The sequence below is a fragment of the Serratia sp. root2 genome (genome assembly GCF_031931805.1).
Classification (GTDB): domain Bacteria; phylum Pseudomonadota; class Gammaproteobacteria; order Enterobacterales; family Enterobacteriaceae; genus Serratia; species Serratia inhibens.
This window is the reverse complement of record NZ_JAUJXB010000003.1, coordinates 1-26,607: the sequence shown is the minus strand read 5'-3', so window position 1 is coordinate 26,607 and position 26,607 is coordinate 1. Positions and strand designations below refer to the sequence as shown.

The window sequence follows — 26,607 nt, the reverse complement described above, 5'->3', positions numbered from 1 at the left end:
TTAACCCAAAACCGCCGATGCGCCTGCACAACAAATAAATTTAAATTATATCATTTTAAAAAATATATTTAATTTGAATGCTTTTGTCTGAGAAACCACACAACCTCAATCAATATTTAATAAAAAGCGAATCCGTTATTTTCTTTACTCCACTCAACAACGAGCAAGGAATTATTATGACATATCAATTTGAAAATCTGGTGTTTGAAGGCGGTGGTGTAAAGGGTATCGCCTATGGCGGCGTTTTGGAACTCTTGGAAACCAAAGGCATTATACCGCAGATCAAAAAAGCCTCCGGGGCGTCTGCCGGTGCCATCGCCGCACTCCTGGTGAGCCTGGGCTGCAGCGCCGCTGACGTCACAAAAATTCTGTCCGACATGGACTTCAAGAAATTCCTCGATTATAACGGCGGTATTTTTGGCTCTCTTTACGATGCACATCGCCTGTTTAATCAATATGGCATTGCCCCTGGCGATTATTTTTACTCTTGGTCGCGCAATATTATCAAGCGATATACCGGAAATGCGGATATTACTTTTGAGAGATTTGAAGCATTGAAAGAAACAAAAGGATTTAAATCCCTCTACTTTATTGGCGCCAATCTGAACAGCGGGCTGCGTGAGGTGTATTCCCATCAGACAACACCGCGCATGAAGGTCGCGGATGGATTGCGGATCTCCATGTCATTCCCCTTCGCCTTTGTCGCTAAAAACAATCAGCTGGGCGATCTGTGTATCGATGGCGGCACAATCGATAACTATCCGGTACGGATGTTCGATTACGACTTCACCGCATCGCCACCCTATATCGATGTCACCACGCAACAGATCAATACCCGAACCCTGGGCATTCGTCTGGATTCCGCCAACGAAATCGCACAGGCGGCGGGCCAATCGGTCAATAAAACCGCCATCAATAACCTGTGCGATTTCACCTTGGCGGTGGTTAACACCCTGCTGGATATTCAGACCAAAGTGCATCTGGACAGCGACGACTGGAAGCGGACTGTTTACGTGGACACCCTCGACGTCGGCACGCTGGATTTCGCCATCAGCGAAGCCAAAAAACGCGCGCTGATTGAATCCGGTCGTCAGGGTGTGGAACGTTATTTCGCCTGGTATGATGCGTCCGTCAAACTGGCGGCGTAACTCCCAATACCTCGCCCGTTCGGCCCGGCGCCGAACGGGCAAAAAAAATCCCCGCGGGGGCGGGGAAAGGCAAAGAAATGCTTAGGTCTTATTGGTTATTATGCGAAAAACTTGGCCAGTACCAGCAGAGAGAGCGAAACGTTAATCGCGCCGCCGATACGGGTAGCAATCTGGGCAAACGGCATCAGCGACATGCGGTTGCCGGCGGTAAGAATAGCGACGTCACCGGTGCCGCCCTGCCCGCTCTGGCAGCATGAGACAATCGCCACATCAATGGGGTGCATGCCAATTTTCTTGCCGACGAAGAAGCCGGTCGCCACCAGCGCGCAGACGGTGCTGACAATCACCACCAGATTCTGCAGGGTGAAAGCGTTCACCAGCTCCTGCCACGGAGTGATGGCCACGCCGACGGCAAACAGAATCGGATAGGTCACTGCGGTGCGGAAAAATTTATATACGACCTGCGAGCCTTCCTGAATGCGTGGCGACACGCCGTGCGCCAGCTTCACCGCCACGGCGGCAAACAACATGCCGACCGGCGCAGGCAAGCCAATCATGCGATGCAGCAACATCCCCACCATGTACAGCAAAATAGCCAACAAAGCGCCGCAGGCAATGGTACTGACATCCACCTTGCCGCTGATTTTATCCACGGCGGCCATATCGCTGTCACCCTGTTTGCTTGGCATCAGGCTGCCTTCGCCGGTCAGGTGCGGATAGCGTTTGCCGAGCTGGTTGAGCAGGCCGGCAAGGATAATGGCTGTCAGGCTGCCGAGCATGACGATCGGCAGAATACGGCCCAGTGCCACACCCTGATCCATATGCAGGATTGCCGCGTACCCCATCGACAGCGGTATAGCCCCTTCGCCGACGCCGCCGGCCATGATCGGCAGGATCAGGAAGAAGAAGATCTGGAACGGTTCCAACCCAAGCGTCATACCGACCGCCATACCCACCAACATGCCGACAACCTCACCGCACAGCATGGGCGCGAAGATCCGCAAGAAACCCTGAATCAGCACCTGACGGTTCATGCTCATAATACTGCCGACGATAATGCAGCAGATATAGAGATAAAGAATATTGGTCGATTTATAGAATTTGGTGGTCGATTCCACCACTACGTCCGGCAGCAAACCGTAATGCACCAATGCGGAAGGAATAAAGGTGGCGCAGATCGCCGCTGCCCCCATTTTGCCGATCAGCGGCAGGCGTTTGCCAAACTCGCCGCAGGCAAAGCCGAAGAAAGCCAACGTGGCGACCATCACCACGATATCGCTCGGTAATTTCCCTTCCAGGCAATCCAGTAAAATAAGTACGCCGGCCAGAATAAAGAACGGTAACGGAATAATCCCTACTTTGTAATTGTCCAGTATATGCCACCATTTTTCTCTCAGCGGTATTTCAGCCGTTTTGTCTTTGGCGACGAGGTAAGAATCATCTGTTGTGCTCATAATCTGGCCTCTTATTAGTTTGTTCGGCCATCATAGAGAAATGCACGGATTACCTGTTGTGATTTTGTTCAAAATTAAAAAGGGTTTTTAATGGTGGTTATGGTTTCTATGGTGTTAATCAGGATTATGTAAAATATTGCGCGGTTTTAATGGTGTTAATGCTATTTTTATTTAAAATTTATCCGTTTTATCGCAGCCGTTGAATAGCGATACCTGACAAGTATAATCCCGTGTCTGCGATCACAACTTGATCGGTCGCAATATTACATTAATCCTGACTCATGATAGGGTAAGCGCTCAGGATTTCTCACGGTGAACCCCGGCCATGCGCGTAAAACTCTCATTTCAAATCAAGCTGTTCCTGTGCCTGGTCGCCTTCTCCTGTCTGCTGCTGACGCTGATTGGCGCCTATACCTATCATCAGTTGGATGCGCAGCTGCACCGTGACCTTGGGGCGCGGGCGCAAGTACAGGCGCGAGAGATTGCTTTGATCCCCTCTCTGGTCAGCGCCGTGGAAAAAAACGACCCTGGGCAAATCGCTGCGCTGATGAAAAAAATACGCAACAGCAGCGATGCCAGTTATATTGTCATCGGCGATAATCGCGCCAGGCATCTTTACCATTCTGAATACGCCGATCGCTTCGGCACGCCGATGGTCGGCGGCGATAATAAAGAAGTCTTGGAAGGGAAAAGCATTATTTCGATCCGCAAAGGCGGCATCGGCATTTCATTGCGCAGCAAAGCGCCGATACTGGATGAAAATAATCATGTCATCGGCATTGTTTCGGTTGGCTATCTGAAGTCACATATCGACAATTTGAATGCCAGAACCCTGACGCAGATCGTGGGTTCCATTGTGCTGTTGTTAATCGCCCTGTTTATTTTTTCCTGGCTGCTCTCTAAAAATTTAAAACGCCAAATGTTCTGGCTTGAGCCCAAAGAAATTGCGTTGCTGGTGCGCCAGCAGAAAGCCCTGCTGGAAGCGATCTACGAAGGCGTTATTGCCGTCGATCCTCAGTTGCGGATCATCACCATCAACCACGCGGCACGCGAACTGCTGGATCTGCGGCAACCCGCCAACACCCTGATGGGCCGCGAAATCGGCGAAGTGATCCAGTCGCAGCCGGACTTCTTCGGGGCGTCGCAACTGGGGCATGACACTCACGATGAAGTGTGTCGCTTCAACCACGTGCGGGTGATCGCCAGCCGGGTACGCATCATGCAAGAAGATGTGCTGCAAGGCTGGGTGATCAGTTTCCGCGACAAAAATGACATCAATACCCTGAGCAGCCAGCTAAGCCAGGTAAAGCGCTACGCCGACAACCTGCGCATTATGCGCCATGAACAACTGAACTGGACCGCCACCCTCGCCGGGCTGCTGCATATGCAGCGTTACGACGAGGCAATCCGTTATGTAGAAGCTCAGTCGGAAGGCGCACAGGAGATCCTCGATTTCATCTCTCAGCGCTTCAGTTCGGCCGCGTTGTGCGGCTTGCTGTTGGGCAAATACTCCAGCGCGAAGGAAAAAGGCGTCGAATTGCGCTTTGATCCCGCCTGCCAACTGCGGCAGATCCCGGCGGCGCTGAACGAAACCGAACTGATGTCGATCATCGGTAATTTGCTGGATAATGCGGTAGAGGCTACGCTGCATTGCGATGCGCCGCACGAAGCGGTAGAACTCTATATCAGCGACAGCAGCAATGAGCTGGTGATTGAAGTGGCCGATCGCGGCACCGGCATTGCGGCAGAGGTGCGCGATACGCTGTTTGAACAGGGCGTCACCACCAAAGATGACAAAGGCGACCACGGTATCGGCCTGCATCTGGTCGCCAGCCATGTAGCGCAGGCGCACGGCAACATAGAAGTATCGGACAACGATCCGCACGGCACCATATTTTCCTTATTTATCCCCTATGAATTTCGAGCCGCAAGCAACAATGCTGAAGTTTGAAAGACGACGGATAGAGACCTAAAAACCTTATAACAGTCTTGAGCACCCGATTATGCAACACGAAGCACTGGACGTTTTGATCGTGGAAGATGAGCCACAGCTGGCGACGCTGCACGCAGAGTTCATCGAGCAGAACTTTGCTCTGCGGGTTGTGGCTTATGCCGCCACGCTGGCCGAAGCCAGGGCCAAAGTCAACGCGCATCAGCCACGGCTGATCCTGCTGGATAACTTTCTGCCGGACGGTCAGGGCATTGAACTGATGGAAGAACCGGCGGTGAAAAACCCCGGGTGTTCAGTGATCTTTATTACCGCCGCCAGCGATATGAATACCTGCAGCCAGGCGATCCGCAACGGTGCCTTCGATTACATCATCAAACCGGTGTCCTACAAGCGGCTGCGTAACTCGCTGGAGCGTTTTATGCAGTTTGTGCAAACCCAGCGCAGCTTCAAAGTCATAGACCAGAGCAGCGTCGACGCGCTGTATAACCTGCAATCCAAACAGTTTTCCAGCGAACCGAGCGCCAAAGGCATTGAAGCCAATACGCTGGAACTGGTACAGGCACTGTTTATCAACCGGCCGGAGATCGCGCACGCGGTGGAAGATGTCGTCGAGCAGGTCGGCATCAGCAAAACCACCGCCCGACGTTACCTGGAATACTGCGTCGCCAGCCAATTCGTGCGCGTGGAGATGATGTACGGCAATATCGGCCATCCGCGCCGCCTGTATCGCAAAGCTTAAGCTGCAATATAGTTGTCATATTAGAGGCATATACTGCTTGCGACGATATCCCCTCGATATCGGCACCTGTCGTTGAATACTGATGAAATACTGATGACTTTTACCCGGCCTCTGGTCGGGTTTTTTATTGTCTGGACGACAGCCTGAAGGGGAAATAAAACGGGATTTCCTTGCCATTATTACTGTGAAATATCAACTTTCAGCGAGAAATATAATTCAGAAACATCCTAGCAATAATTGAACGTGGGCCAAGCTACCATAACTAATCGACAGGCCGATGTAAACCGCCAACATTCTCATTCCGGGACATTGAGGGTTGTCTCAGATCTTCACTGTGTTAGGGTATAGGCGATTATTATTTTCTATTAGGACGTTTTTATCGTTTGATAATTCATCAGAGGAAACAGCAAATTGCATGGCAATTAAACTCGAAGTAAAGAACCTGTATAAGATATTTGGCGAACATCCGGAACGAGCGTTCAAACTGATTGAGAAAGGTCTGACAAAAGACCAACTGCTTGAAAAAACCGGATTATCGCTTGGCGTGAAAGACGCCTCTCTGGCCATTGAAGAAGGCGAGATATTTGTCATCATGGGGCTTTCCGGTTCTGGAAAATCCACCCTGGTACGCCTTCTCAATCGTCTGATAGAACCCACTCGCGGGCAGGTGTTGATTGACGGCGAGGATATTTCGAAAATATCCGACAGTGCGCTGCGCACCGTCCGCCGAAATAAGATCAGCATGGTGTTCCAGTCATTCGCCTTAATGCCGCATATGAACGTATTGAATAATACCGCCTTCGGCATGGAATTAGCCGGAATACCGCCACAGGAGCGTCAGGAAAAAGCCCTGGAAGCCCTGCGGCAGGTCGGGCTGGAGAATTATGCGCATTCCTATCCCGATGAGCTTTCCGGCGGGATGCGCCAGCGTGTAGGATTAGCCCGCGCCATGGCCAATAATCCGGACATATTATTGATGGATGAAGCCTTCTCGGCGCTGGACCCCTTAATCCGCACCGAAATGCAAGATGAACTGGTCAAATTACAGGCCCGACATCAGCGCACCATCGTGTTTATTTCCCACGATTTGGATGAAGCGATGCGTATTGGCGATCGCATTGCGATTATGCAAGGTGGCGAGGTCATTCAGGTCGGTACGCCGGAGGAAATATTAAATAATCCGGCCAACGATTATGTCCGCACCTTCTTCCGCGGCGTAGATATCAGCCACGTGTTCAGCGCAAAGGATATCGCCAAACGCCGCCCGGTTGCCCTGATTCGTAAAACCCCCGGTTTTGGTCCGCGCTCGGCGTTGCAACTGCTGCGCGATGAAGACCGCGATTATGGTTATGTTGTTGAACGCGGAAAGAAATTTATCGGCGTGGTGTCGGTAGATTCGCTCAAACAGGCGCTGGCCGCCAACCTGACACTGGATGACGCCCTGTTGGACGCCCCAGCCCCGGTACCGGCGGATATGCCGCTGAGCGAACTGATTTCCCTGGTTGCCCAGGCACCCTGCGCGGTGCCGGTAGTCTGCGAAGAAAATAACTATATCGGAATTATTTCCAAGGCCATGCTGCTGCAGGCCTTAGATAAAGAGGGCCCAGCGAATGAGTGATACGACACAGGATCCATGGGCCACCGCGCCTGCCGACCCCAGCGCCGCACCGGCGACTGATGCCGCCGCTTCCGCAGCTCCTGCTGATGGCGCGGGCGATGCCTGGTCCAGCGCACCGCCACCGGCAGCACACGACGCAGCCAATCAGGCCGCTCAGGGTTCTGACTGGCTTAACAGCGCACCGGCTCAGCCGGAGCATTTCAATCTGCTCGATCCGTTCCACAAGGCCTGGGTGCCGTTCGATTCCTGGGTGACTCAAGGTATCGACTGGCTGGTTCTGCACTTCCGCCCGCTGTTTCAGGGGATACGCGTGCCGGTCGACTTTATTCTCAGCGGCTTTCAGCAGTTACTGCTCGGTATGCCGGCACCGATCGCCATTCTGGTGTTTTCACTGATCGCCTGGCAGATCTCCAGCCTCAGCATGGGTGCCGCTACCTTGGTGTCCCTGATTGCGATAGGGGCGATTGGCGCTTGGTCGCAGGCTATGGTAACGCTGGCGCTGGTACTGACCGCCCTGTTCTTTTGCATTGTCATCGGATTGCCTCTTGGCATTTGGCTGGCGCGCAGCAGACATGCCGCCAAGATCATACGCCCGTTGCTCGACGCCATGCAGACCACGCCGGCGTTCGTTTATCTGGTGCCGATCGTCATGCTGTTCGGCATCGGCAACGTGCCGGGGGTGGTGGTCACCATTATCTTCGCGCTGCCGCCGATCGTGCGTCTGACCATTCTCGGCATCAAACAGGTGCCGGAAGATCTGATAGAGGCTGCCGAGTCCTTCGGTTCCAGCCCGCGTCAGTTGCTGTTCAAAGTGCAGTTGCCGCTGGCGATGCCGACCATCATGGCCGGCGTTAACCAGACCCTGATGCTGGCACTGTCGATGGTGGTCATCGCCTCGATGATCGCCGTCGGCGGTCTGGGACAGATGGTGCTGCGCGGCATCGGCCGGCTGGATATGGGGCTGGCCGCCGTGGGCGGTGTCGGCATCGTGATCCTGGCGATTATTCTCGATCGTCTAACCCAGTCGCTGGGGCGCGATCGCCGCAGCAAAGGCATGGGCCGCTGGTACGCTCATGGCCCGATCGGGCTGCTTACCCGCCCCTTCATCAAAAAGCCTTAATGCCCTGCCCCCGGCGAACCGTCGGGGGAGCTGGCCGCTCCATAAAACCGAAGGAAACACTATGCGCTCGACAAGAATTTGGGCTGTTGCCCTGACTTCATTGCTAAGCACACAGGCGTTCGCCGCCGAACTTCCCGGCAAAGGCGTCACGGTTAAACCGCTGCAAAGCACACTCGCGGAAGAAAGTTTTCAGACTGAGCTGGTCAACCGCGCGTTGGTAAAACTGGGCTACGACGTCCAGCCCACCGGCGAGGTGGATTACAACGTCGCCTATACCTCCATCGCCTCCGGCGACGCCACCTACATGGCGGTGAACTGGGATCCGCTGCAAACCGATATGTACAACAGCGCTGGCGGCGACAAGAAATTTTATCGCCAGGGCGCTTATATCACCAATGCGGCACAGGGGTATTTGATCGATAAAAAAACCGCCGACAAATACCACATCAGCGATATTTCCCAGTTGAAAGATCCCAAGCTGGCAAAGCTGTTTGACGCCGATGGCGACGGCAAGGCCGATCTGGCCGGCTGTGAACCGGGCTGGGTGTGCGACAGCGTGATTGACACCCATATCAAGGCCTACGGGCTCAGCGGTACCGTGACCCAAAATCAGGGCAACTACTCCGCCATCATCGCCGACACCCTGACCCGCTATAAGCAGGGTAAACCGGTGCTGTACTTTACCTGGACACCTTACTGGGTCAGCGACGAACTGGTGCCCGGCCGTGACGTTGTCTGGCTGACCGTTCCGTTCTCCGCCAGCCCGGGGTCATTGAAAGACAGTAACACCGCGTTGCCAAACGGCAAGAACTACGGTTTCGCCGTCAATAACGAACACATCGTCGCCAACAAACAGTGGGCACAGGCCAACCCGGCCGCCGCCAAATTGTTCGCCATCATGAAATTGCCGCTGGCGGACGTGAACGCGCAAAACCTGCGCATGCACAACGGCGAGAACGGCGCGGACGATATACAGCGCCACGTAGACGGCTGGATTAAAGCCCATCAGGCCACTTTTGACGGCTGGGTAAACACCGCTGCCGCGGCAGCGAAATAATCCCGATTTCACAACATAAAAAAGGTATTTCACTATGCGCACTACAGGAATCTGGGCGGTTGCCCTTACGACACTGATTGGCTCGCAGGCGGTTTTCGCCGCTGACTTACCGGGAAAAGGCGTAACGGTACAGCCGGTACAAAGCACCATTTCTGAAGAAACCTTCCAGACGCAACTGGTCAGCAAGGCGTTGGAAAAACTGGGCTATGACGTTAAAGACACCCGTGAAGTGGATTATAACGTCGCCTACACTTCTATTGCCTCCGGCGACGCCACCTTCCTCGCGGTGAACTGGGATCCGCTGCACGCCGATCAGTACAAGGCCGCCGGTGGCGATGCCAAGTTCTATCGTGAAGGGGTATACGTCAACGGCGCGGCGCAGGGTTACCTGATCGACAAGAAAACCGCCGATAAATACCACATTACCAACGTCGAACAGCTGAAAGATCCGAAGATCGCCAAGTTGTTTGACACCAACGGCGACGGCAAGGCGGATCTGACCGGCTGTACGCCGGGCTGGGGTTGCGAGGCGGTGATTAACCACCATATCGAGGCTTATGGCCTGAGCAAAACCGTCGAGCACAACCAGGGCAATTACGCGGCGATGATCGCCGACACCATAACCCGCTACAAAGAAGGCAAACCGATACTCTACTACACCTGGACACCGTACTGGGTAAGCGACGTGTTGGTGCCGGGGCGTGACGTGGTTTGGCTGCAAGTGCCGTTCTCTTCCCTGCCGGGCGAGCAGAAAAATGTGGATACCAAGCTGCCGAACGGTGCCAACTATGGTTTCCCGGTGAACACCATGCGCATCGCCGCCAACAAAAAATGGGCGGAAGCCAACCCGGCGGCGGCCAAGCTGTTCGCCATTATGAAGCTGCCGATTGCCGACGTGAATGCGCAAAACCTGCGTATGCATGAAGGCCAGGCGTCCGACGCCGATATCCAAAACCATGTCAACGGCTGGATCAAGGCGCACCAGGCGACCTTCGACGGTTGGGTGAAAACCGCAGCCGAAGCCGCGAAGAAATAACGCCCTGCGGGGCGCAGGCCAAGGCTATTGCGCCCCCTATTGCGTCAGTTCAATCCCGCTGAACTGCAAAAAGCGTTCGGCGGTCCTCGATAGCTGCTGCGGCCATACGCAATACACCTGCCGCCGCGGGCCATCCTCAATCGGGATCGACACCAGCGCACTCAGACGCTGCGCCGTCGAGATCGGCACAATGCCCGCCGCCAATCCGCGCTGTACCAGATTCTCCAGCCATTCAATATGATCGATTTCAAAACTGATATGCCGCTTGATACCTGCAGCCTGAAATGCGCGGTCGGTCTGGCGCCGGGCACCGGTACCGCTGTAAAAATCCACCAGCGGCACTTCCGACAGGGTTTGCAGATTGACCCGCTGGCGGCTGGCCAAAGGATGTTGCGCTGCCACCAGCGCCACCAGAGGCTCATCGGTCAACTGACGATGGGATACCGGCAGCATATCGATATCCCCCGGCCAGATCCCGACAAACGCCACATCGGTCTTCTGTTGGCGGACATCCTCGAGCAGTTCCTCACTCATGCCCACGTATAACCTGATGTTAACCGCCGGATAGTGGCGATGAAACTTGCTCAGTTTTTCGGTCAGATCAATCGCGTTTATGGTGGAGATGGTTCCGATGGTCAAGGTACCGGAAATCGTGCCGTTGGCCGCCAGCACTTCTTCCACCAGCGATTGTTTAGCCGCCAACAGCCGCTGCGCAGGCAGAATAAACGCCTGTCCGGCGCTGGTCAGCCTGACCCGACGCGAGGTACGTTCAAACAATGCGCAGCCCAGCTCTTCCTCCAGTTTGGCAATTTGATGGCTGAGAGCCGACTGTACCGTGTGGCAACGTTGCGCCGCACGGGTAAAGCTCTGCTCTTCGGCTACCGCCAGTGCAAAGCGGATCTGTTTCAGGTTCATGTCATCTATCGCAAAATGAGATTAATCAAATGAAAATTATACATTGGTTTCATGTGCTGTCCTGCCCGATACTTCGCATCACTTCTTCTTGTGACTAAGCCCTCATGAATCAACAAAATCCACATCCGGGCCTCAGCCCGGCGCTGATTGTCCTGATCGCCATCGCCACCGGCCTGGCCGTCGCCAGTAATTATTATGCGCAGCCGTTGCTGGAAACCATTGCCAAGAACTTTGCGCTGTCGGTCAATCAGGCCGGTTTTATCGTCACCGCCGCTCAGTTGGGTTACGCCGTTGGCTTGCTGCTGCTGGTCCCGCTCGGCGACATGTTTGAACGGCGCAGGTTAATCGTCTTCATGACGCTGCTGGCGGCCGGCGGCATGTTGATAACCGCCAGTTCAACCACCTTAGCGATGATGATCCTCGGTACCGCGCTTACCGGCTTGTTCTCGGTGGTGGCGCAAATACTGGTCCCGCTGGCAGCCACCCTGGCGCATCCGGAAAAACGCGGCAAAACCGTCGGCATCATCATGAGCGGCCTGCTGCTCGGCATCCTGTTGGCACGCACCGTCGCCGGGGCGCTGGCGTCGATCGGCGGCTGGCGCACCATTTATTGGGTAGCCAGCGGGCTGATGATCCTGATGGCTCTGATCCTGTGGCGCGCACTGCCGCGTTACAAACTGCATTCGGGCCTGAATTATCCCCAGTTGCTGAAATCGATCTTTACCCTGTTTTACGGCACGCCGCTGCTGCGTACCCGCGCCGCGATTGGCGCGCTGTCATTCGCCAACTTCAGCGTGCTGTGGACTTCGATGGCCTTCCTGCTGGCTGCGCCGCCGTTTGGTTATTCCGAAGGGGTGATCGGCCTGTTCGGCCTGGTGGGTGCCGCCGGTGCGCTGGCCGCCTCCCGTGCCGGACATCTGGCGGACAAGGGTAAAGCCGGGGTGACCACGACCCTGGGCCTGCTGCTGCTGCTGCTGTCGTGGATCCCCATCGCTTTCGCTACACAATCGCTGTGGGCGCTGATCGCCGGCATTCTGATCCTCGATCTGGCGGTGCAAGCCGTGCACGTCACCAACCAGAGCGTGATGTACCGTATTATGCCGGAAGCGCGTAACCGTCTGACTGCCGGCTATATGACCAGCTATTTTATCGGCGGCGCACTCGGCTCGCTGTTGTCCGCTTCGGCCTATCAGCACGCAGGGTGGCCGGGCGTCGCCGCCACGGGAGGCGTTTTGTGCGTGCTGAATCTGCTGGTCTGGTGGCGCGGCAAACATCACGACCCACAGGGACCGGCAGCAATCTAATTAGCACGCGAATAGTAATAGTAGAAATTTATTAGCGCCGCAGGGTATAAACGTTACTCACTCTCTGGTAATGTTCTGGGCATAAACTATTGATGTCCTATATACCCTGCGATCAGAACAAAACATGCATAGCCAAACTGCAGAAAACGTCAATTCCCCTTCTGCCTTCTTCGACGGCATCGCCGACAGGTTAGCCGCCATCATCGGCTTTATGACGGCGGCTTTTGCCTTCGGTCGTAGCGTCGGCATGTCGCTGCGAGTTTCTGCCCATCTGGTATCCAGCTCCCCGGTAATCACGCCCCCATCAGCCGGATTGTGGTCAATGGAGGCCGATTTTATCGCGCCGTGCCTATGTTTTTATCGCAGCAAAAACATCCTTTTTTCTACGCGGATCGGCGTGGAGATCTTTGGTATATCATTAAAATCACTTATGATTTTCAGACGGAATAACCGGTGATTTTGTGTGCCATATCACACTGAAGCTTTTTTCAGGCGTGAGTCATTTACAAAAAACTGACAAATGACACGAATAGCTAAATTATTCACTCTGCTGAACATTTACATTATTAATCACTATCGTTACTATCTCGAACGAAATTAATGAGGCCCTAAATTATGGAAAGCTCGTTTACTCCCATTGAACAAATGCTTAATTTTCGTGCAAAACGTCAGAAGGATTTCCCTTATCAGGAAATTCTGCTGACCCGGCTGTGCATGCACATGCAAGGTAAGCTGCTGGAAAATCGCAATAAAATGCTCAAGGCACAAGGGATTAACGAAACATTGTTTATGGCGCTGATTACCCTGGATGCGCAGGAAAATCACAGCATTCAGCCTTCTGAGCTAAGCTCTGCTCTGGGTTCTTCGCGCACCAATGCTACGCGTATTGCCGATGAGCTGGAAAAGCGCGGCTGGATTGAGCGCCGGGAAAGCGACCATGACCGCCGCTGCCTGCATCTGCATATGACGCCCCAGGGCGAAGAATTTCTCAGTCAACTGCTGCCACCGCAGCACAAATGTCTGCATTTCCTGTGGTCCACGCTGAACAATGATGAACAGCAACAGCTTGAAAAGCTGACGCGCAAACTATTGGCACGTCTGGATCAAATGGAAATCACAGAACAGTTATCCTAATTCACAATTTCTGTTCAGGTACTTACTTATGCGATCCCCATTTAACTGGAGGCTCACCCCGCTGTTCGCGGTATTACTGCTGGCCGGGTGTGCGTCTACCGATAATATTGCCCCGCAATCCACGCTGATGGACTCTCAGAGCCTGCAGCTGTCGCAGCCGAAAGTCAGCTCGCTGAACGTCAGCCCGCAGTGGTGGCGTGCGCTTAACGATCCGCAGCTTGATGCCCTGATGACCCGAACGCTGCAGAGCTCGCCGACGCTGCGCCAGGCCGCTGCCCGCGTGCGTGAAGCTCAAAGCGTCATGGGCCAGGCTAATGCGGCCAACGGCCCGAATCTGGATCTGAACGCCAGTACTGAACGTCAACGCGTGCCGCAAAACGTCAATATGGGGTTGGGGTATCCGCATAAGCCAATCTATGAGAGCTCCAACTCGCTGGGGCTGAACCTGGCCTACGAATTTGACTGGTGGGGCAAGTACCGCAACCAGGTCAACGCCGCCAAGGCCCAGGTCGATGCGGCCCGCGCCGAGCAGGAACAGGCGGCACTAACGCTGACCAGCTCCGTGGCCTCCTCCTATTACCAGTTACAGAGTAACTTCGCGCTGGAAAAACTGCTGCAGCAGGAAGTGGACAACAACCAACGTCTGACAGAGCTACGCCAGCGGCAATATAAAGCCGGCATCACCGGTATTGATATTCCGCAACAAACCGAGGCGCAGGCCGACAGCGCCAAGCAACAGATCCTGCAGTTGCAGTCGCAAATTGAACAGCTGAAACACCAGTTGGCGGCCCTCGCCGGCCAAGGCCCGAGCGCCATGCAAAACCTGCGTCCGGTGGCGCTGCCCGCCAATACGCTGATGGCGCCAAAAGGCGAACTGACCGCCGATCTGCTGGGGAAACGTCCGGATATCGCCGCCCAGCGTCAATTGGTGGAATCCTACAACCAGCGCGTCAGCGCCGCGCGTAAAGAGTTTTACCCCAGTCTGACCATTTCAGCCTTTTCCGGTCTGACCACCACCAATACCAGTGGCACCAGCCCGAATCTGTTTGAAGCGGCCAGCCAGGCCTGGAACGTGATGCCGGCGATTTCGCTGCCGATCTTCCACGCCGGTGCGCTGCGCAGCAAGCTGGGTGAGGAATCCGCGCTGTATGACGAAGCCGTGGAATCCTATAACCAAACCATCCTGAATGCCGTGCAGGAAACCGCCGATGCCATCACCGTCCAGCAAAGTACTGCGCAACAGCAGCTGCAGGCGGCATCCGCGTCCCAATCGATGCAGCAGGTGTACCGAGTCGCAAACGCACGATACCAGGCAGGGATTATCGGGCGCGACGAACTGTTGACCAGCCAGACGCAGCTCTTGCAGCAGCAACAGGCGGAACTGACAGCCAGCAGCAACTTGTTGCAGGCGAAGATAGGACTGATCCGCGCGCTGGGCGGAGGCTATCAAGCCCCGGCCATAGCGGATTCAAAAGCATAATAAAATAGAGAGCTTGGAGAACACCATGAGCGCAAGCGCGGAGACTCAAAACCCGCAGCAGCCGAGCGGCAAAAAGAAGCAGCGCAAGTTTTGGCTGCTGTTGCTGACGGTTATTTTCATTGTTATTGGGGTGGCTTATTTAGTGTATTGGTTCCTGGTATTGCGTCATCACCAGGAAACCGATGATGCCTATGTATCCGGCAACCAGGTGCAGATCATGGCGCAGGTGAACGGCAGCGTAAACAGCGTCAATTTCGATAACACCGACTATGTCAGACAAGGTGATGTTCTGTTGACGCTCGATCCGACCGATGCCGAACAGGCGTTGGAGCGCGCCAAGACCAGCCTGGCCAACAGCGTGCGCCAAACCCACCAGCTGATCATCAACAGCAAGCAGTATCAGGCCAATATTGCCCTGCGCAAATCTGACCTGAGCAAGGCGGAGAACGACCTCAAACGCCGCGTGGTGTTGGGCAGCGTTGATGCCATCGGGCGCGAAGAGCTGCAACACGCGCGCGATGCCGTCGACAGCGCCAAAGCGGCGCTGGAAGTGGCGGTACAGCAATATAACGCCAATCAGGCGATGGTGCTGGATACCCCGCTGGAGAAACAGCCGGCAATTCAGCAGTCTGCCGCGCAGATGCGCGATGCCTGGCTGGCGTTGCAACGGACTAAAATCATCAGCCCGATCACCGGTTATGTTTCCCGCCGCAGCGTACAGGTTGGCGCGCAAATCGCCGCCGGTTCCCCGCTGATGGCGGTGGTGCCAGCCGATCACATCTGGGTTGACGCCAACTTCAAAGAAACCCAGATCGCCAATATGCGCATCGGCCAATCGGCAAGCGTAGTCAGCGATATTTACGGTGATGACGTGGTGTACACCGGCAAAGTCGTCGGCATCGATATGGGCACCGGCAGCGCCTTCTCGCTGCTGCCTGCACAGAACGCCACCGGTAACTGGATCAAAGTGGTTCAGCGTTTGCCGGTTCGCATCGAGTTGGATGCCAAACAGATCGCCGATCATCCGCTGCGCATTGGCCTGTCGACGCAGGTGAAAGTGGATACCACCAATCTGGATGGCCGCGTGCTGTCTGACGTGGTGCGTGACAAGCCGCTGTACCAGACCAACGCACTGGCGTTGAATCTGGCGCCGGTTGATCAAATGATCGCCGACGTGATCCATGCGAATGCCGGCTAAGCGCGCGGGAGGCTACCTTGGCACAGAAACCGCTTGAAGGCGCACAGTTAGCCTGGATGACGGTCGCGCTCGCCATGGCGACCTTCATGCAGGTACTGGACTCGACCATCGCCAACGTGGCGATCCCGACCATCGCCGGTAACCTCGGGTCATCCAACTCGCAGGGGACCTGGGTGATCACCTCGTTTGGGGTGGCGAATGCCATCTCCATTCCGATCACCGGCTGGTTGGCCAAGCGCATCGGTGAAGTGCGCCTGTTCCTTTGGTCCACGGCGCTGTTCGCTCTCGCTTCCTGGCTGTGCGGCATTTCCAACAGCCTGGGCATGCTGATCTTCTTCCGCGTGATCCAAGGGTTGGTGGCGGGGCCGTTGATCCCACTGTCGCAAAGCCTGTTGCTGAATAACTATCCCCCCGCCAAGCGATCGATGGCCCTGGCGCTCTGGTCGATGACGGTGATCGTGGCGCCGATATTCGGGCCGATCCTCGGTGGGTATATCAGCGATAACTATCACTGGGGCTGGATCTTCTTCATCAACATTCCAATTGGTCTGTTCGTGATCCTGGTGGCGATGGCGACGCTGAAAGGCAGAGAAACCAAAACCGAGATCAAACCGATCGACACCGTCGGTCTGGTGTTGCTGATTGTCGGGATCGGTTCGCTGCAGGTGATGCTCGATCAGGGTAAAGAGCTTGACTGGTTCAACTCGACGGAGATTATCGTCCTGACGGTCGTCGCCGTGGTGGCACTGGTATTCCTGGTGGTGTGGGAGCTGACGGATGAGCACCCGGTGGTAGATTTGTCGCTGTTCAAATCGCGCAATTTTACCATCGGCTGTTTGTGCATCAGCCTGGCCTACATGCTGTACTTCGGCTCTATCGTGCTGTTGCCGCAGCTGTTGCAGGAGGTATATGGCTATACCGCCACCTGGGCCGGCCTGGCTTCGGCACCTATCGGGCTGTTACCTGTGTTGCTGTCACCGATTATCGGTAAATTCGGTAACCGGCTCGACATGCGGCGACTGGTGACCTTCAGCTTCGTTATGTATGCCGTGTGCTTCTATTGGCGCGCCTATACGTTTGAACCGGGAATGGATTTTGGCGCTTCGGCTTGGCCGCAGTTTGTTCAAGGTTTCGCCATCGCCTGTTTCTTTATGCCACTGATCACCATTACGCTGTCCGGCCTGCCGCCGGAGCGCATGGCGGCGGCATCGAGCCTGTCGAACTTTACCCGTACGCTGGCGGGTTCAATCGGCACCTCGATTACCACCACGCTGTGGACCCAGCGCGAGTCGCAGCACCACTCGCAACTGGCGGAGTTTGTAAACCCTTACAACCCGCAGTCGCAGGAGATGTACCGGCAGCTGGAACAGGTTGGTATGAGCAAACAGCAGGCCTCGGCTTATATTGCCAACGAGATCACCGCGCAGGGGCTGATTATCTCTGCCAATGAGATCTTCTGGCTGGCGGCGGGGGTGTTCCTGGTCCTGCTGGCATTGGTCTGGGTGGCGAAACCGCCGTTCAGCTCCGGTGGCGGCGGCGGCGGCGCTCACTGAATCTCACCAAACAAAACGGGCGCCCTTCTGAGGCGCCCGTTCTTTATAATATTCCCGATGATACCCTGAGAATGGCAAGTTGCCGCCCATAGCACGGCGGCTTCAAAGGTTCCGGTTGTCTAACCGTTACGCCTGATTCTGACGCCACCAGTCAGCCAGCAAAATGCCGGTTGCGACCGATACGTTCAGGCTTTCCACCTTGCCGGTACCCCCGATGGACACGCTCATATCGCCTTGCTGCCACGCACTGTCGCTCAGGCCGTCACGCTCCTGGCCCAGCACCAACACCATTTTGGCCGGCAGTTTGGCTTGCGCCAACGGCGTGCCTTTGTGGCTTGAGGTGGTGACGATGGTGTAACCCGCTTTGCGGAAGGTATCCAGCACCGACAGGAAGTCATCGGCGTTAATCGCCTTGATGTGCTCCGCGCCGCCTTCGGCAGTACGCACCGCCGCACCGGATTCCAGCACCGCCGGATCCTGCAACAGCACACCGTTCACGCCAAAGTGGGCGCAAGAACGGACGATAGCGCCCAGGTTGTGCGGGTTGCCCACTTCTTCCAGCGCCAGCACGCAATCTTTCGCCGGGGCTTCTTTCAGATAGGTTTGCGCATCCAGACCCTGACGCTTTTTGATCAGGAAACACACGCCGCCGTGGTGTTCGGTGCCGGACGCTTTCGCCAGCTCTTCTTCATCCACCACGTGGTAAGCTTTGCGGTTAGCCGCCATCCAGCGCAGCGCTTCACGGAAACGCGGCGTAACGGACTGCACGAACCAGGCGCGGACAATGGCGTCCGGACGGCTGGCGAACAGAGCCTGGCAGGCATTCTCACCGTAGACGCGGGTTTCTTCCGCGCGCTGACGGCGCAACTGCTCTGGATCGATAAAGCTTTTGCCACTGATGCCACCGTGATCGAACGCCGGCTCTTCTTCCGGGGCACGTGACACGGTTTTCCACGGCGAATCATAACCGCCACGGTCTTCAGTATGCGCCGGACGGCGAGGACGATCGCTTTCATTGCGGCGAGAATCGGAGCCACGGCGATCATTATTGCCACGCGGCTTGTCCTGACCGGTACGGCCCGAGCGCGCACCGTCAGCCGGACGGCCTTTGCCGGCCGGACGTTTATTCTTGTTACGGTCGTCGCTGCTGTCGTCGTCACTGCGGACGTACATCACTTTAACTTTACCGTTTTTGCCACTAAATGAATCGTTCATTGTCTTCTCCACCAACGCGCAGGGCGCGAAGATTACCTGATGTTGGGGTGCTAAGCCACCTACTTGCGCTAAAAGCTAGCAACTATCGTATCCATTGAACAAACCTCTTTGTTCAATGCCCCGTTTTTACCGATAATAACCAGCATTAAAGATACAACTCCGCAACCTGACTGCGGCGTGGAATGCTTTCTCAGTCTCCGAGGTAAACATGAATACAGTCTGTGCAGTTTGCAATGCCACCAACCGCGTACCTGAAGAACGAGTGTCGGACGGCGCGAAATGCGGCCGCTGCGGCCACCCGTTATTTGACGGCGAGGTGATCAATGCCACCGCAGCCACGCTGGACCAATTGCTGCAGGATGACTTGCCGGTAGTCGTCGATTTCTGGGCGCCGTGGTGCGGCCCCTGCGTCAACTTTGCGCCCGTCTTCGAAGACGTTGCCGAAGAGCGTGCCGGCAAAGTACGCTTCGTGAAGGTGAACACCGAAGCGGAACCGGAACTGAGCGCCCGCTTCCGTATCCGCAGCATTCCGACCATCATGTTGTTCCGTGAGGGCAAAATGGTCGACATGCTCAACGGCGCAATGCCGAAAACGCCGTTCGATAACTGGCTCAATGAACTAGTTTAACGCAGAAAGTATATAGCCGTCGCCTTTCAAGCTGCAGCGTTGTTAGCGGCAACTTGAAATTCATAAGGTATAGGCGGTGTTGCCCATTGTGGGCGACACCGGCGCCATTCGAACTAGCCCGCGCGCTCCCGCCGGGCTTTTTTCTGCGCTACAATAGCGGTTTTCCCCAGGATATTTATGACTGACAACGCCGTACTCCGTCTGCGCCAATTTCGTTTGGAACGCTCTACCCGCCCTTTTCTGGCGCGCGGTAATCGCATACCGCGTTGCCAGGGCTGCCTGCTGCCCCATAAAAACTGCCTGTGCGACACCATCCAACCGCAGCCGGCGGCCAGCCGTTTCTGTTTGATCATGTTTGGTGCGGAACCATTGAAGCCAAGCAATACCGGTCGCCTGATAGCCGATATCCTGCCGGATACCCAAGCGTTCCTCTGGTCGCGCACCGAGATCGACCCCGAGTTGCTGAAGGCGATTAACGATCCGCAACGCCAGCCTTACGTAGTCTTCCCCGCCTCCTACGCCGCTCCTGAGAGACCGGTGTTCAGCGAACTGCCTGTCGGTGGCAAACCGCCGCTGTTTATCATGCTCGACGGAACCTGGACCGAGGCGAGCAAGATGTTCCGCAAGAGCCCGTATCTGAACGCATTCCCGGTGTTCTCACTCAACGTCACCGCCGCTTCAAATTATCAGTTGCGTGAAGCCAGCCGCACCGAGCAGCACTGTACGGCAGAAGTGGCGGCGGCGTTGTTGCAACAGGCCGGCGATACCGCCGCATCTGAGGGTTTGAACCAGCATTTTCGCTATTTCCGCCAGCAATATCTGGCCGGGAAACCTACGCGCCCGGAGGCACCGGTCACAGCAAAGCTGCCGCAAAACGCCTAGAATCAAGGGTAACGTTGCCAAAAGGAGCCGTGCATGAGCCAGCGAGGGTTAGAAGCGCTTTTACGTCCTAAATCGATTGCCGTTCTCGGCGCTTCACAACAGCCCGGCCGCGCCGGTAACCTGATGATGAGCAACTTGCTGGCCGGTGGCTTCAGCGGACCGGTAATGCCGGTTACGCCGCGTTATAAGGCCGTGTGCGGCGTGATGGCCTACCCGGACGTCGCCAGCCTGCCGCTTACGCCCGATCTGGCGATACTCTGTACCCACGCACAACGCAACCTGGCATTGATTGAGGCCCTGGGCAAACGCGGCTGTAAAACCGCCATTGTGCTCTCCTCCCCACCGGAACAGTTCGCCGAGTTGAAAGCCTGTGCGCAACGTTACTCGATGCGCCTGCTTGGGCCGAATAGCCTGGGCCTGCTGGCCCCCTGGCAAGGTCTCAACGCCAGTTTCTCACCGGTACCGATCCTCAAGGGCAAACTGGCGTTTATTTCGCAATCTGCCGCCGTCGCCAATACCATTCTCGACTGGGCCCAGCAGCGCGAGGTCGGGTTTTCCTATTTTATCGCGCTGGGTGACAGCCTGGATATTGACGTCGACGACCTGCTGGATTTTCTGGCTCGCGACAGTAAAACCAGCGCCATCTTGCTGTACCTGGAAAACATCAGCGACGCGCGTCGCTTTTTGTCTGCCTCGCGCAGCGCTTCGCGCAATAAGCCGATACTGGTGATCAAAAGCGGTCGCAGCCAACAGGCGCAACTGCTGCTCAACAGCCAGCAAGGCCTGGACGCGGCCTATGATGCCGCTATCCAGCGTGCAGGGTTATTGCGCGTTCAGGACACCCACGAACTGTTCTCAGCGGTGGAAACCCTGAGCCATATGCATCCGCTGCGCGGCGAGCGGCTGATGATCGTCAGCAACGGCGCTGCACCGGCGGCGATGGCGTTAGACGAACTGCTAGGCCGCAACGGCAAGCTGGCGCAGTTGGGGGAAGAGAGCCTGGCGCAGCTCGGCGAGGTTTTGCCGGAGTCTATTCGCGCCGGTAACCCCATAGACCTGCGTGATGATGCCACGCCGCAACGTTATCTGGCGGCGGTCAAGACGCTGCTCGACAGCCACGACTACGATGCTCTGCTGCTAATCCACGCCCCCAGTGCGGCGGCCCCGGGCACCGCCACTGCTGAACGCATTATCGATACCCTGCGCCAGCACCCGCGCGGTAAACGCATCACGCTGCTCACCAACTGGTGCGGCGAATACTCTTCGCAAGAAGCCCGGCGGTTGTTTACCGAAGCGGGTATCCCGACCTACCGCACCCCGGAAGGCGCGGTGACCGCCTTTATGCATATGGTGGAATATCGCCGTAACCAGAAACAACTGAAAGAGACCCCGGCGCTCCCGGTCGGCCTTACGGCCAACACCGCCGATGCGCACAGGTTAATCCATCAGGCGTTGACTGAAGGGGCTACACAGCTCGATACCCACGAAGTGCAATCCATTCTGCAGGCCTATGATCTGACCACCCTGCCCACCTGGATTGCCGAAGACAGTACCGAAGCGGTGCACATCGCCGAACAAATCGGTTACCCGGTAGCGCTGAAGCTGCGCTCACCGGATATTCCTCATAAATCAGAGGTTCAGGGCGTTATGCTCTACCTGCGTACCGCCACCGAAGTCCAGCGTGCGGCGGACGCTATTCTCGATCGCGTAAAACGCACCTATCCGCAGGCCCGCATTCACGGCCTGCTGGTGCAAAGCATGGCCAACCGTGCCGGAGCGCAAGAACTGCGTATTGCAGTAGAGCAGGATGCTATTTTTGGTCCGCTGATCATGCTGGGCGAAGGGGGGATCGAATGGCGGCAGGAAAACCAGGTCGCCGTAGCCTTGCCGCCACTGAATATGGCGTTGGCACGCTATTTGGTGCTGCAGGCGGTTAAAGGAGGAAAGATCCGTGGGCGCAGCGCACTGCGGCCGCTGGATATTCCCGGGCTGAGCCGCCTGCTGGTGCAGGTATCTAACCTGATCCTCGACTGCCCTGAAATCACCCGGTTGGACATCCACCCGGTGCTGGCCTCCGGCAGCGAATTCACGCTGCTGGACGTCTCCATGCAGATTGCGCCTTTCGTGGGTGATCCGCAGGCGCGGCTGGCAATCCGCCCTTATCCCCATGAACTGGAAGAAGCTATCCGCTTGAAAGACGGTTCGCAGTGCCTGTTCCGGCCAATTCTGCCGGAGGACGAGCCGGCACTGAAGCACTTTATCGATCGCGTGACCAAGGAAGATCTCTACTACCGCTATTTCAGTGAGATCAACGAGTTTACCCACGACGATTTGGCTAACATGACGCAAATCGACTACGATCGGGAGATGGCTTTTGTCGCCGTGCGCGATGAGCAAATCATCGGCGTAACGCGTGCGCTTTCCGATCCGGACAATACCGATGCGGAATTCGCCGTGCTGGTGCGATCTGATCTGAAAGGGCTGGGCCTCGGCCGCCAACTGCTGGAAAAGATGATCGCCTATGCCCGTGCTCACGGACTGACCCGCCTGACCGGCATCACCATGCCGAATAACCGCGGCATGATTGCACTGGCACAGCGGCTCGGCTTTGGCATCGATGTGCAACTTGAGGACGGGATCGTCAATTTGACCCTGCCGCTGCAGGCTGGCGAGGCGCAGTGACCTGTGTCGCAATGCGCTACGAATCCACCACTTAACGCCAAAACATACGCACAATCGGGACAACTAATGGTATTATCGCCCGATTATTCGTTTTATTGTTTTTCCGTATTTGGCGTTCCGGCCATCTAATCATGAGAGAAGAAGCGCACTGTGATGTTGTCAAAATTTAAACGTAGCAAACATCAACAACACCTTGCACAACTGCCAAAACTCCCCCAGACGGTAGCTGATGTACGTACCTTGTACACACCGTCCGATTACCGCACTACGCTGCTGGAATTGATCGCTAACGCCACCCATCGCATCTATCTGGTCGCTCTGTATCTGGAGCATGACGAGGCCGGACGCGACATTCTCAATGCGCTTTATCAGGCACAGCAACGGCGTCCGGAACTGGAGATTTGCATCTTGGTCGACTGGCATCGCGCTCAGCGTGGGCGCATTGGCGCCGCCGCCGCCAATACCAATGCCGATTGGTACTGCTCGATGGCAGACCAGCACCCGGGGCTGCAAGTTCCGGTCTACGGCGTGCCGGTAAATACCCGAGAAGCGTTGGGGGTGCTGCACCTGAAAGGGTTTGTTATCGACAATACCGTTATTTACAGCGGTGCAAGTATCAATGACGTTTACCTGCATCAGCACGAGAAATACCGTTACGATCGTTACCAGTTGATCACTAACGGTGCTCTGGCCGATACCCTGATCGATTACATCAAACACCACTTGTTGGCTGCTGATGCGGTACAGCGCTTGGATCGTGACGATCGTCCGAAAAGCCCGGAGATCAAAAACGAAACTCGCCTGTTTCGCTTTGCCCTGCGCCGTGCCGGTTATCAGTTCCGTAACAACGCGGGCAACGATGAACTGGCGGTAACCCCACTGGTTGGGCTGGGTAAACAAAGCGTGCTGAATAAAACCATTCATCATCTGATGTCCTGCGCCGATCAGAAGCTGACGCTGTGTACCCCCTATTTCAACCTGCCGGCCCTGCTGGTACGCAATATCATTTATCTGCTGCGCCAGGGTAAACAGGTGGAAATTATCGTCGGCGACAAGACCGCTAACGACTTCTACATTCCTGAAGATCAGCCGTTCAAAATTATTGGTGCACTGCCCTATCTGTACGAAATTAACCTGCGCCGCTTTCTCAGCCGGCTGCAGCGTTATATCGATACCGGCCAGCTGATTGTACGCCTGTGGAAAGACGGCGATAACAGCTATCACCTGAAAGGCATGTGGGTAGATGACGAGTGGCAGCTGATCACCGGTAACAACCTCAACCCGCGCGCCTGGCGGTTGGATCTGGAGAATGCCATCCTGATCCACGATCCGAAACAGGAGATGCGCGAACAACGCCACAAAGAGCTGGAGTGTATCCGCACCCATACCACCGTGGTAGGCAACTACCTTGAACTGCAAACTATTCAGCAGTATCCGGTCAAAGTGCGCAAGCTGATACGTCGTCTACGCCGTATCCGTATTGACCGTTTGATTAGCCGTATACTGTAATCCCGCTATAATTCAGTTATCACGGACCCCGGCCAAGGCTGGGGTTTTTTGTACGCCATGACAACAGGATGTTTTCATTATGCGCCCATTCCGTCTCTTGCTTGTCCTGCCCTTTTTGCTTCTCACTGGCGGTTGCACTCATCTGGCAAGCGACAGTTGGACAGGTAAAGACAAGGCGCAGCATTTCGTCGCCTCGGCGGCCTTCGCTGCCGCCGGTACCGCTTATGGCGATCACCAAAACTGGAGTGAGGCCAGAAGCCGCAGCTTTGGCCTGATGTTCTCCGTTGGGCTCGGTGCCGCCAAAGAACTGTATGACAGTCGCGAAGGCGGTACCGGCTGGAGCTGGAAAGATTTTGCCTGGGATGTGGCAGGGGCAGCGACCGGCTATAGTCTGTATCACGCCACTCGCTAATTTACAGCTGAACCTCTTTCCCCTTGCGATGCAACTTGAGCGAAACGATCAGGGCCAGCAGACACATGCCGGAAACATACCAGAAGAAAGCGTTCTCCACGCCGAACGACTTCAGCGACAGGGCAACATACTCCGCAGAACCGCCAAACATCGCGTTTGCCACCGCATACGATAGCCCTACCCCCAGCGCACGGACTTCCGGCGGGAACATTTCAGCCTTCAACAACCCACTGATCGACGTGTAAAAACTGATGATGAACAGCGCCAGAACTATCAATCCAAATGCTGCATAAGGGTTGGACACGTTTTTCAGCGTCATCAGAATAGGCACCGTCATCAGTGTGGCAAACGAAGCGAAGACCAACATTGAACTGCGACGGCCAATTTTGTCCGAGAACGCGCCTACCAATGGTTGCAACAGCATGTAAATAAACAATGCGGCGGTCATGATGCCGCTGGCCAGCTTGGCGTCCATGCCGGAGGTATTCACCAGGTATTTTTGCATATAGGTGGTGAAGGTATAGAAACTCAATGAACCGCCGGCGGTAAAACCCAGCACCATCAGAAACGCCTTGCGGTTTTTCCACAGACCTTTCAGCGAACCGGCATCTTTATGGTTGCGAGTTTTCGCATCTGACGTTTCATTCAGCGAACGCCGCAGGTACAGCGCAACCACCGCCAACACTGCGCCCAGAGCAAACGGAATGCGCCAGCCCCAAGCTTTTAGCTCTTCTGTAGAAAGGATTTGCTGCAACGCCACCAGGACCAATAGCGCCAGCAATTGACCACCGATCAGCGTCACATATTGGAAAGAAGCATAGAACCCACGCTTCCCCTTGATCGCCACCTCACTCATGTAAGTGGCGCTGGTACCGTATTCGCCGCCAACGGACAGGCCCTGGAACAACCGAGCAACCAATAACAACACCGGAGCCCAACTGCCGATCGAATCATAAGTCGGCAAACAGGCGATCACCAGCGACCCGGCGCACATCATGCAGACCGAAATCAACATCGAATTTTTGCGGCCATGTTTATCCGCGATATAACCGAACAGCCAACCGCCAATCGGGCGCATAAAAAAGCCCGCGGCAAAGACGCCAGCGGTCTGCAGCAGTTGGGTTGTGCTGTTGCCGGCGGGAAAGAACGAGGCGGCGAAATAGATCGAGCAGAAAGAGTAAACGTAAAAATCGAACCACTCCACCAGGTTTCCCGATGAAGCGCCAACGATAGCGAAAATACGCTGCTTTTTATCCTGAACCGCCAGATCTGCGGCATCCCCATCCTCAATGACCGAGGTTGTTTCTGTCATATTGTCTTCTCCGAGCCAGATAAGTAGTGAAGTCGGCATCCCGCCGTTTAATTATTACTTTGTTGTTATGTTTAAGTTAACAATTAAACCTGATAGCGGGCGAAGGATATGTGATGAAACGAGGGGCAAAACGCGGTTTTTGTGATGAATATTAGATAGTGCAATGAAAATAAGAGGAGATTACAGTCTGTTTTTTGCAAAGCAAAAAGCCCCATGCTTTCGCATGAGGCTTTCGACTTTGTTTGATGCCTGGCAGTGTC

22 protein-coding genes are annotated in these 26,607 nt (G+C 55.5%); 18 read left to right on the top strand and 4 right to left on the bottom strand.

Going from position 1 to position 26,607, the window contains the following annotated elements:
- Positions 1-176 precede the first annotated feature (176 nt).
- Positions 177-1,148, top strand: a complete 972-nt coding sequence (locus QZQ97_RS16260; RefSeq protein ID WP_311994300.1) for a patatin-like phospholipase family protein — start codon at positions 177-179, stop codon at positions 1,146-1,148.
- A gap of 98 nt (positions 1,149-1,246) precedes the next feature.
- On the opposite strand, the gene QZQ97_RS16255 is transcribed toward QZQ97_RS16260, so the two are convergent.
- Positions 1,247-2,602 (bottom strand): 2-hydroxycarboxylate transporter family protein, encoded by a 1,356-nt coding sequence (locus QZQ97_RS16255; RefSeq protein ID WP_311994299.1) that lies wholly within the window; start codon positions 2,600-2,602, stop codon positions 1,247-1,249.
- 325 nt (positions 2,603-2,927) lie between these two features.
- Between QZQ97_RS16255 and QZQ97_RS16250 the strand changes: the two genes are divergently transcribed.
- The 6 genes from QZQ97_RS16250 (at position 2,928) to proX (QZQ97_RS16225) (ending at position 10,123) form a co-directional block, all read left to right on the top strand.
- The gene (locus QZQ97_RS16250) at positions 2,928-4,553 is read left to right on the top strand and encodes a sensor histidine kinase (protein WP_311994298.1); all 1,626 of its coding nucleotides are present in this window, start codon (positions 2,928-2,930) and stop codon (positions 4,551-4,553) included.
- A 52-nt stretch (positions 4,554-4,605) separates the two neighbouring features.
- A complete protein-coding gene (locus QZQ97_RS16245; RefSeq protein ID WP_311994297.1) occupies positions 4,606-5,292 on the top strand; it encodes a response regulator in 687 nt (228 codons plus the stop codon).
- 415 nt (positions 5,293-5,707) lie between these two features.
- The gene (gene proV, locus QZQ97_RS16240) at positions 5,708-6,910 is read left to right on the top strand and encodes a glycine betaine/L-proline ABC transporter ATP-binding protein ProV (RefSeq protein ID WP_119804878.1); all 1,203 of its coding nucleotides are present in this window, start codon (positions 5,708-5,710) and stop codon (positions 6,908-6,910) included.
- Positions 6,903-8,030, top strand: a complete 1,128-nt coding sequence (gene proW / locus QZQ97_RS16235; RefSeq protein WP_311994296.1) for a glycine betaine/L-proline ABC transporter permease ProW — start codon at positions 6,903-6,905, stop codon at positions 8,028-8,030. The genes proV and proW overlap by 8 nt, the downstream gene beginning before the upstream one ends.
- A gap of 61 nt (positions 8,031-8,091) precedes the next feature.
- Positions 8,092-9,087 (top strand): glycine betaine/L-proline ABC transporter substrate-binding protein ProX, encoded by a 996-nt coding sequence (proX, locus tag QZQ97_RS16230; RefSeq protein ID WP_006318592.1) that lies wholly within the window; start codon positions 8,092-8,094, stop codon positions 9,085-9,087.
- 34 nt (positions 9,088-9,121) lie between these two features.
- A complete protein-coding gene (gene proX, locus QZQ97_RS16225) occupies positions 9,122-10,123 on the top strand; it encodes a glycine betaine/L-proline ABC transporter substrate-binding protein ProX (RefSeq protein WP_311994295.1) in 1,002 nt (333 codons plus the stop codon).
- 36 nt (positions 10,124-10,159) lie between these two features.
- On the opposite strand, the gene QZQ97_RS16220 is transcribed toward proX (QZQ97_RS16225), so the two are convergent.
- A complete protein-coding gene (locus QZQ97_RS16220) occupies positions 10,160-11,038 on the bottom strand; it encodes a LysR family transcriptional regulator (protein ID WP_311994294.1) in 879 nt (292 codons plus the stop codon).
- A 104-nt stretch (positions 11,039-11,142) separates the two neighbouring features.
- Between QZQ97_RS16220 and QZQ97_RS16215 the strand changes: the two genes are divergently transcribed.
- The 6 genes from QZQ97_RS16215 to emrB all read left to right on the top strand — a co-directional run bounded on the left by QZQ97_RS16215 (position 11,143) and on the right by emrB (position 17,707).
- Complete coding sequence (locus QZQ97_RS16215) at positions 11,143-12,342, top strand: MFS transporter (protein WP_311994293.1); 1,200 nt, start codon at positions 11,143-11,145, stop codon at positions 12,340-12,342.
- A gap of 124 nt (positions 12,343-12,466) precedes the next feature.
- A complete protein-coding gene (locus tag QZQ97_RS16210) occupies positions 12,467-12,799 on the top strand; it encodes a hypothetical protein (RefSeq protein WP_311994292.1) in 333 nt (110 codons plus the stop codon).
- A 158-nt stretch (positions 12,800-12,957) separates the two neighbouring features.
- Positions 12,958-13,476, top strand: a complete 519-nt coding sequence (gene mprA / locus QZQ97_RS16205) for a transcriptional repressor MprA (RefSeq protein WP_006318604.1) — start codon at positions 12,958-12,960, stop codon at positions 13,474-13,476.
- Positions 13,477-13,504: 28 nt separating this feature from the next.
- On the top strand, positions 13,505-14,956 hold the full coding sequence (locus QZQ97_RS16200) for an efflux transporter outer membrane subunit (protein ID WP_311994291.1): 1,452 nt from the start codon (positions 13,505-13,507) through the stop codon (positions 14,954-14,956).
- 25 nt (positions 14,957-14,981) lie between these two features.
- The gene (gene emrA / locus QZQ97_RS16195) at positions 14,982-16,154 is read left to right on the top strand and encodes a multidrug efflux MFS transporter periplasmic adaptor subunit EmrA (protein ID WP_311994290.1); all 1,173 of its coding nucleotides are present in this window, start codon (positions 14,982-14,984) and stop codon (positions 16,152-16,154) included.
- Positions 16,155-16,171: 17 nt separating this feature from the next.
- Positions 16,172-17,707 (top strand): multidrug efflux MFS transporter permease subunit EmrB, encoded by a 1,536-nt coding sequence (emrB, locus tag QZQ97_RS16190; protein ID WP_311994289.1) that lies wholly within the window; start codon positions 16,172-16,174, stop codon positions 17,705-17,707.
- A 126-nt stretch (positions 17,708-17,833) separates the two neighbouring features.
- On the opposite strand, the gene QZQ97_RS16185 is transcribed toward emrB, so the two are convergent.
- Entirely contained in the window at positions 17,834-18,922 is a 1,089-nt protein-coding gene (locus tag QZQ97_RS16185; RefSeq protein WP_311994288.1) for a tRNA/rRNA methyltransferase, read from the bottom strand.
- Between the two features lie 208 nt (positions 18,923-19,130).
- Here QZQ97_RS16185 and trxC point away from each other — a divergent pair, with 208 nt between their 5' ends.
- The 5 genes from trxC to QZQ97_RS16160 all read left to right on the top strand — a co-directional run bounded on the left by trxC (position 19,131) and on the right by QZQ97_RS16160 (position 25,035).
- Positions 19,131-19,550, top strand: coding sequence for a thioredoxin TrxC (gene trxC / locus QZQ97_RS16180; protein WP_212557561.1), 420 nt, complete (start codon positions 19,131-19,133; stop codon positions 19,548-19,550).
- A 177-nt stretch (positions 19,551-19,727) separates the two neighbouring features.
- Positions 19,728-20,432 carry a tRNA-uridine aminocarboxypropyltransferase gene (locus tag QZQ97_RS16175; RefSeq protein ID WP_311994287.1) on the top strand — a complete coding sequence of 235 codons (705 nt, stop codon included), beginning with the start codon at positions 19,728-19,730 and terminating at the stop codon, positions 20,430-20,432.
- Positions 20,433-20,465: 33 nt separating this feature from the next.
- On the top strand, positions 20,466-23,114 hold the full coding sequence (locus QZQ97_RS16170; protein ID WP_311994286.1) for a bifunctional acetate--CoA ligase family protein/GNAT family N-acetyltransferase: 2,649 nt from the start codon (positions 20,466-20,468) through the stop codon (positions 23,112-23,114).
- Between the two features lie 153 nt (positions 23,115-23,267).
- Positions 23,268-24,623: a CDP-diacylglycerol--serine O-phosphatidyltransferase gene (gene pssA, locus QZQ97_RS16165; protein ID WP_311994285.1), complete on the top strand. Its 1,356-nt coding sequence runs from the start codon at positions 23,268-23,270 to the stop codon at positions 24,621-24,623.
- Between the two features lie 79 nt (positions 24,624-24,702).
- Positions 24,703-25,035, top strand: a complete 333-nt coding sequence (locus QZQ97_RS16160; protein WP_311994284.1) for a YfiM family lipoprotein — start codon at positions 24,703-24,705, stop codon at positions 25,033-25,035.
- Position 25,036: 1 nt separating this feature from the next.
- On the opposite strand, the gene QZQ97_RS16155 is transcribed toward QZQ97_RS16160, so the two are convergent.
- Positions 25,037-26,347, bottom strand: a complete 1,311-nt coding sequence (locus QZQ97_RS16155; RefSeq protein WP_311994283.1) for an MFS family transporter — start codon at positions 26,345-26,347, stop codon at positions 25,037-25,039.
- Positions 26,348-26,607 lie beyond the last annotated feature (260 nt).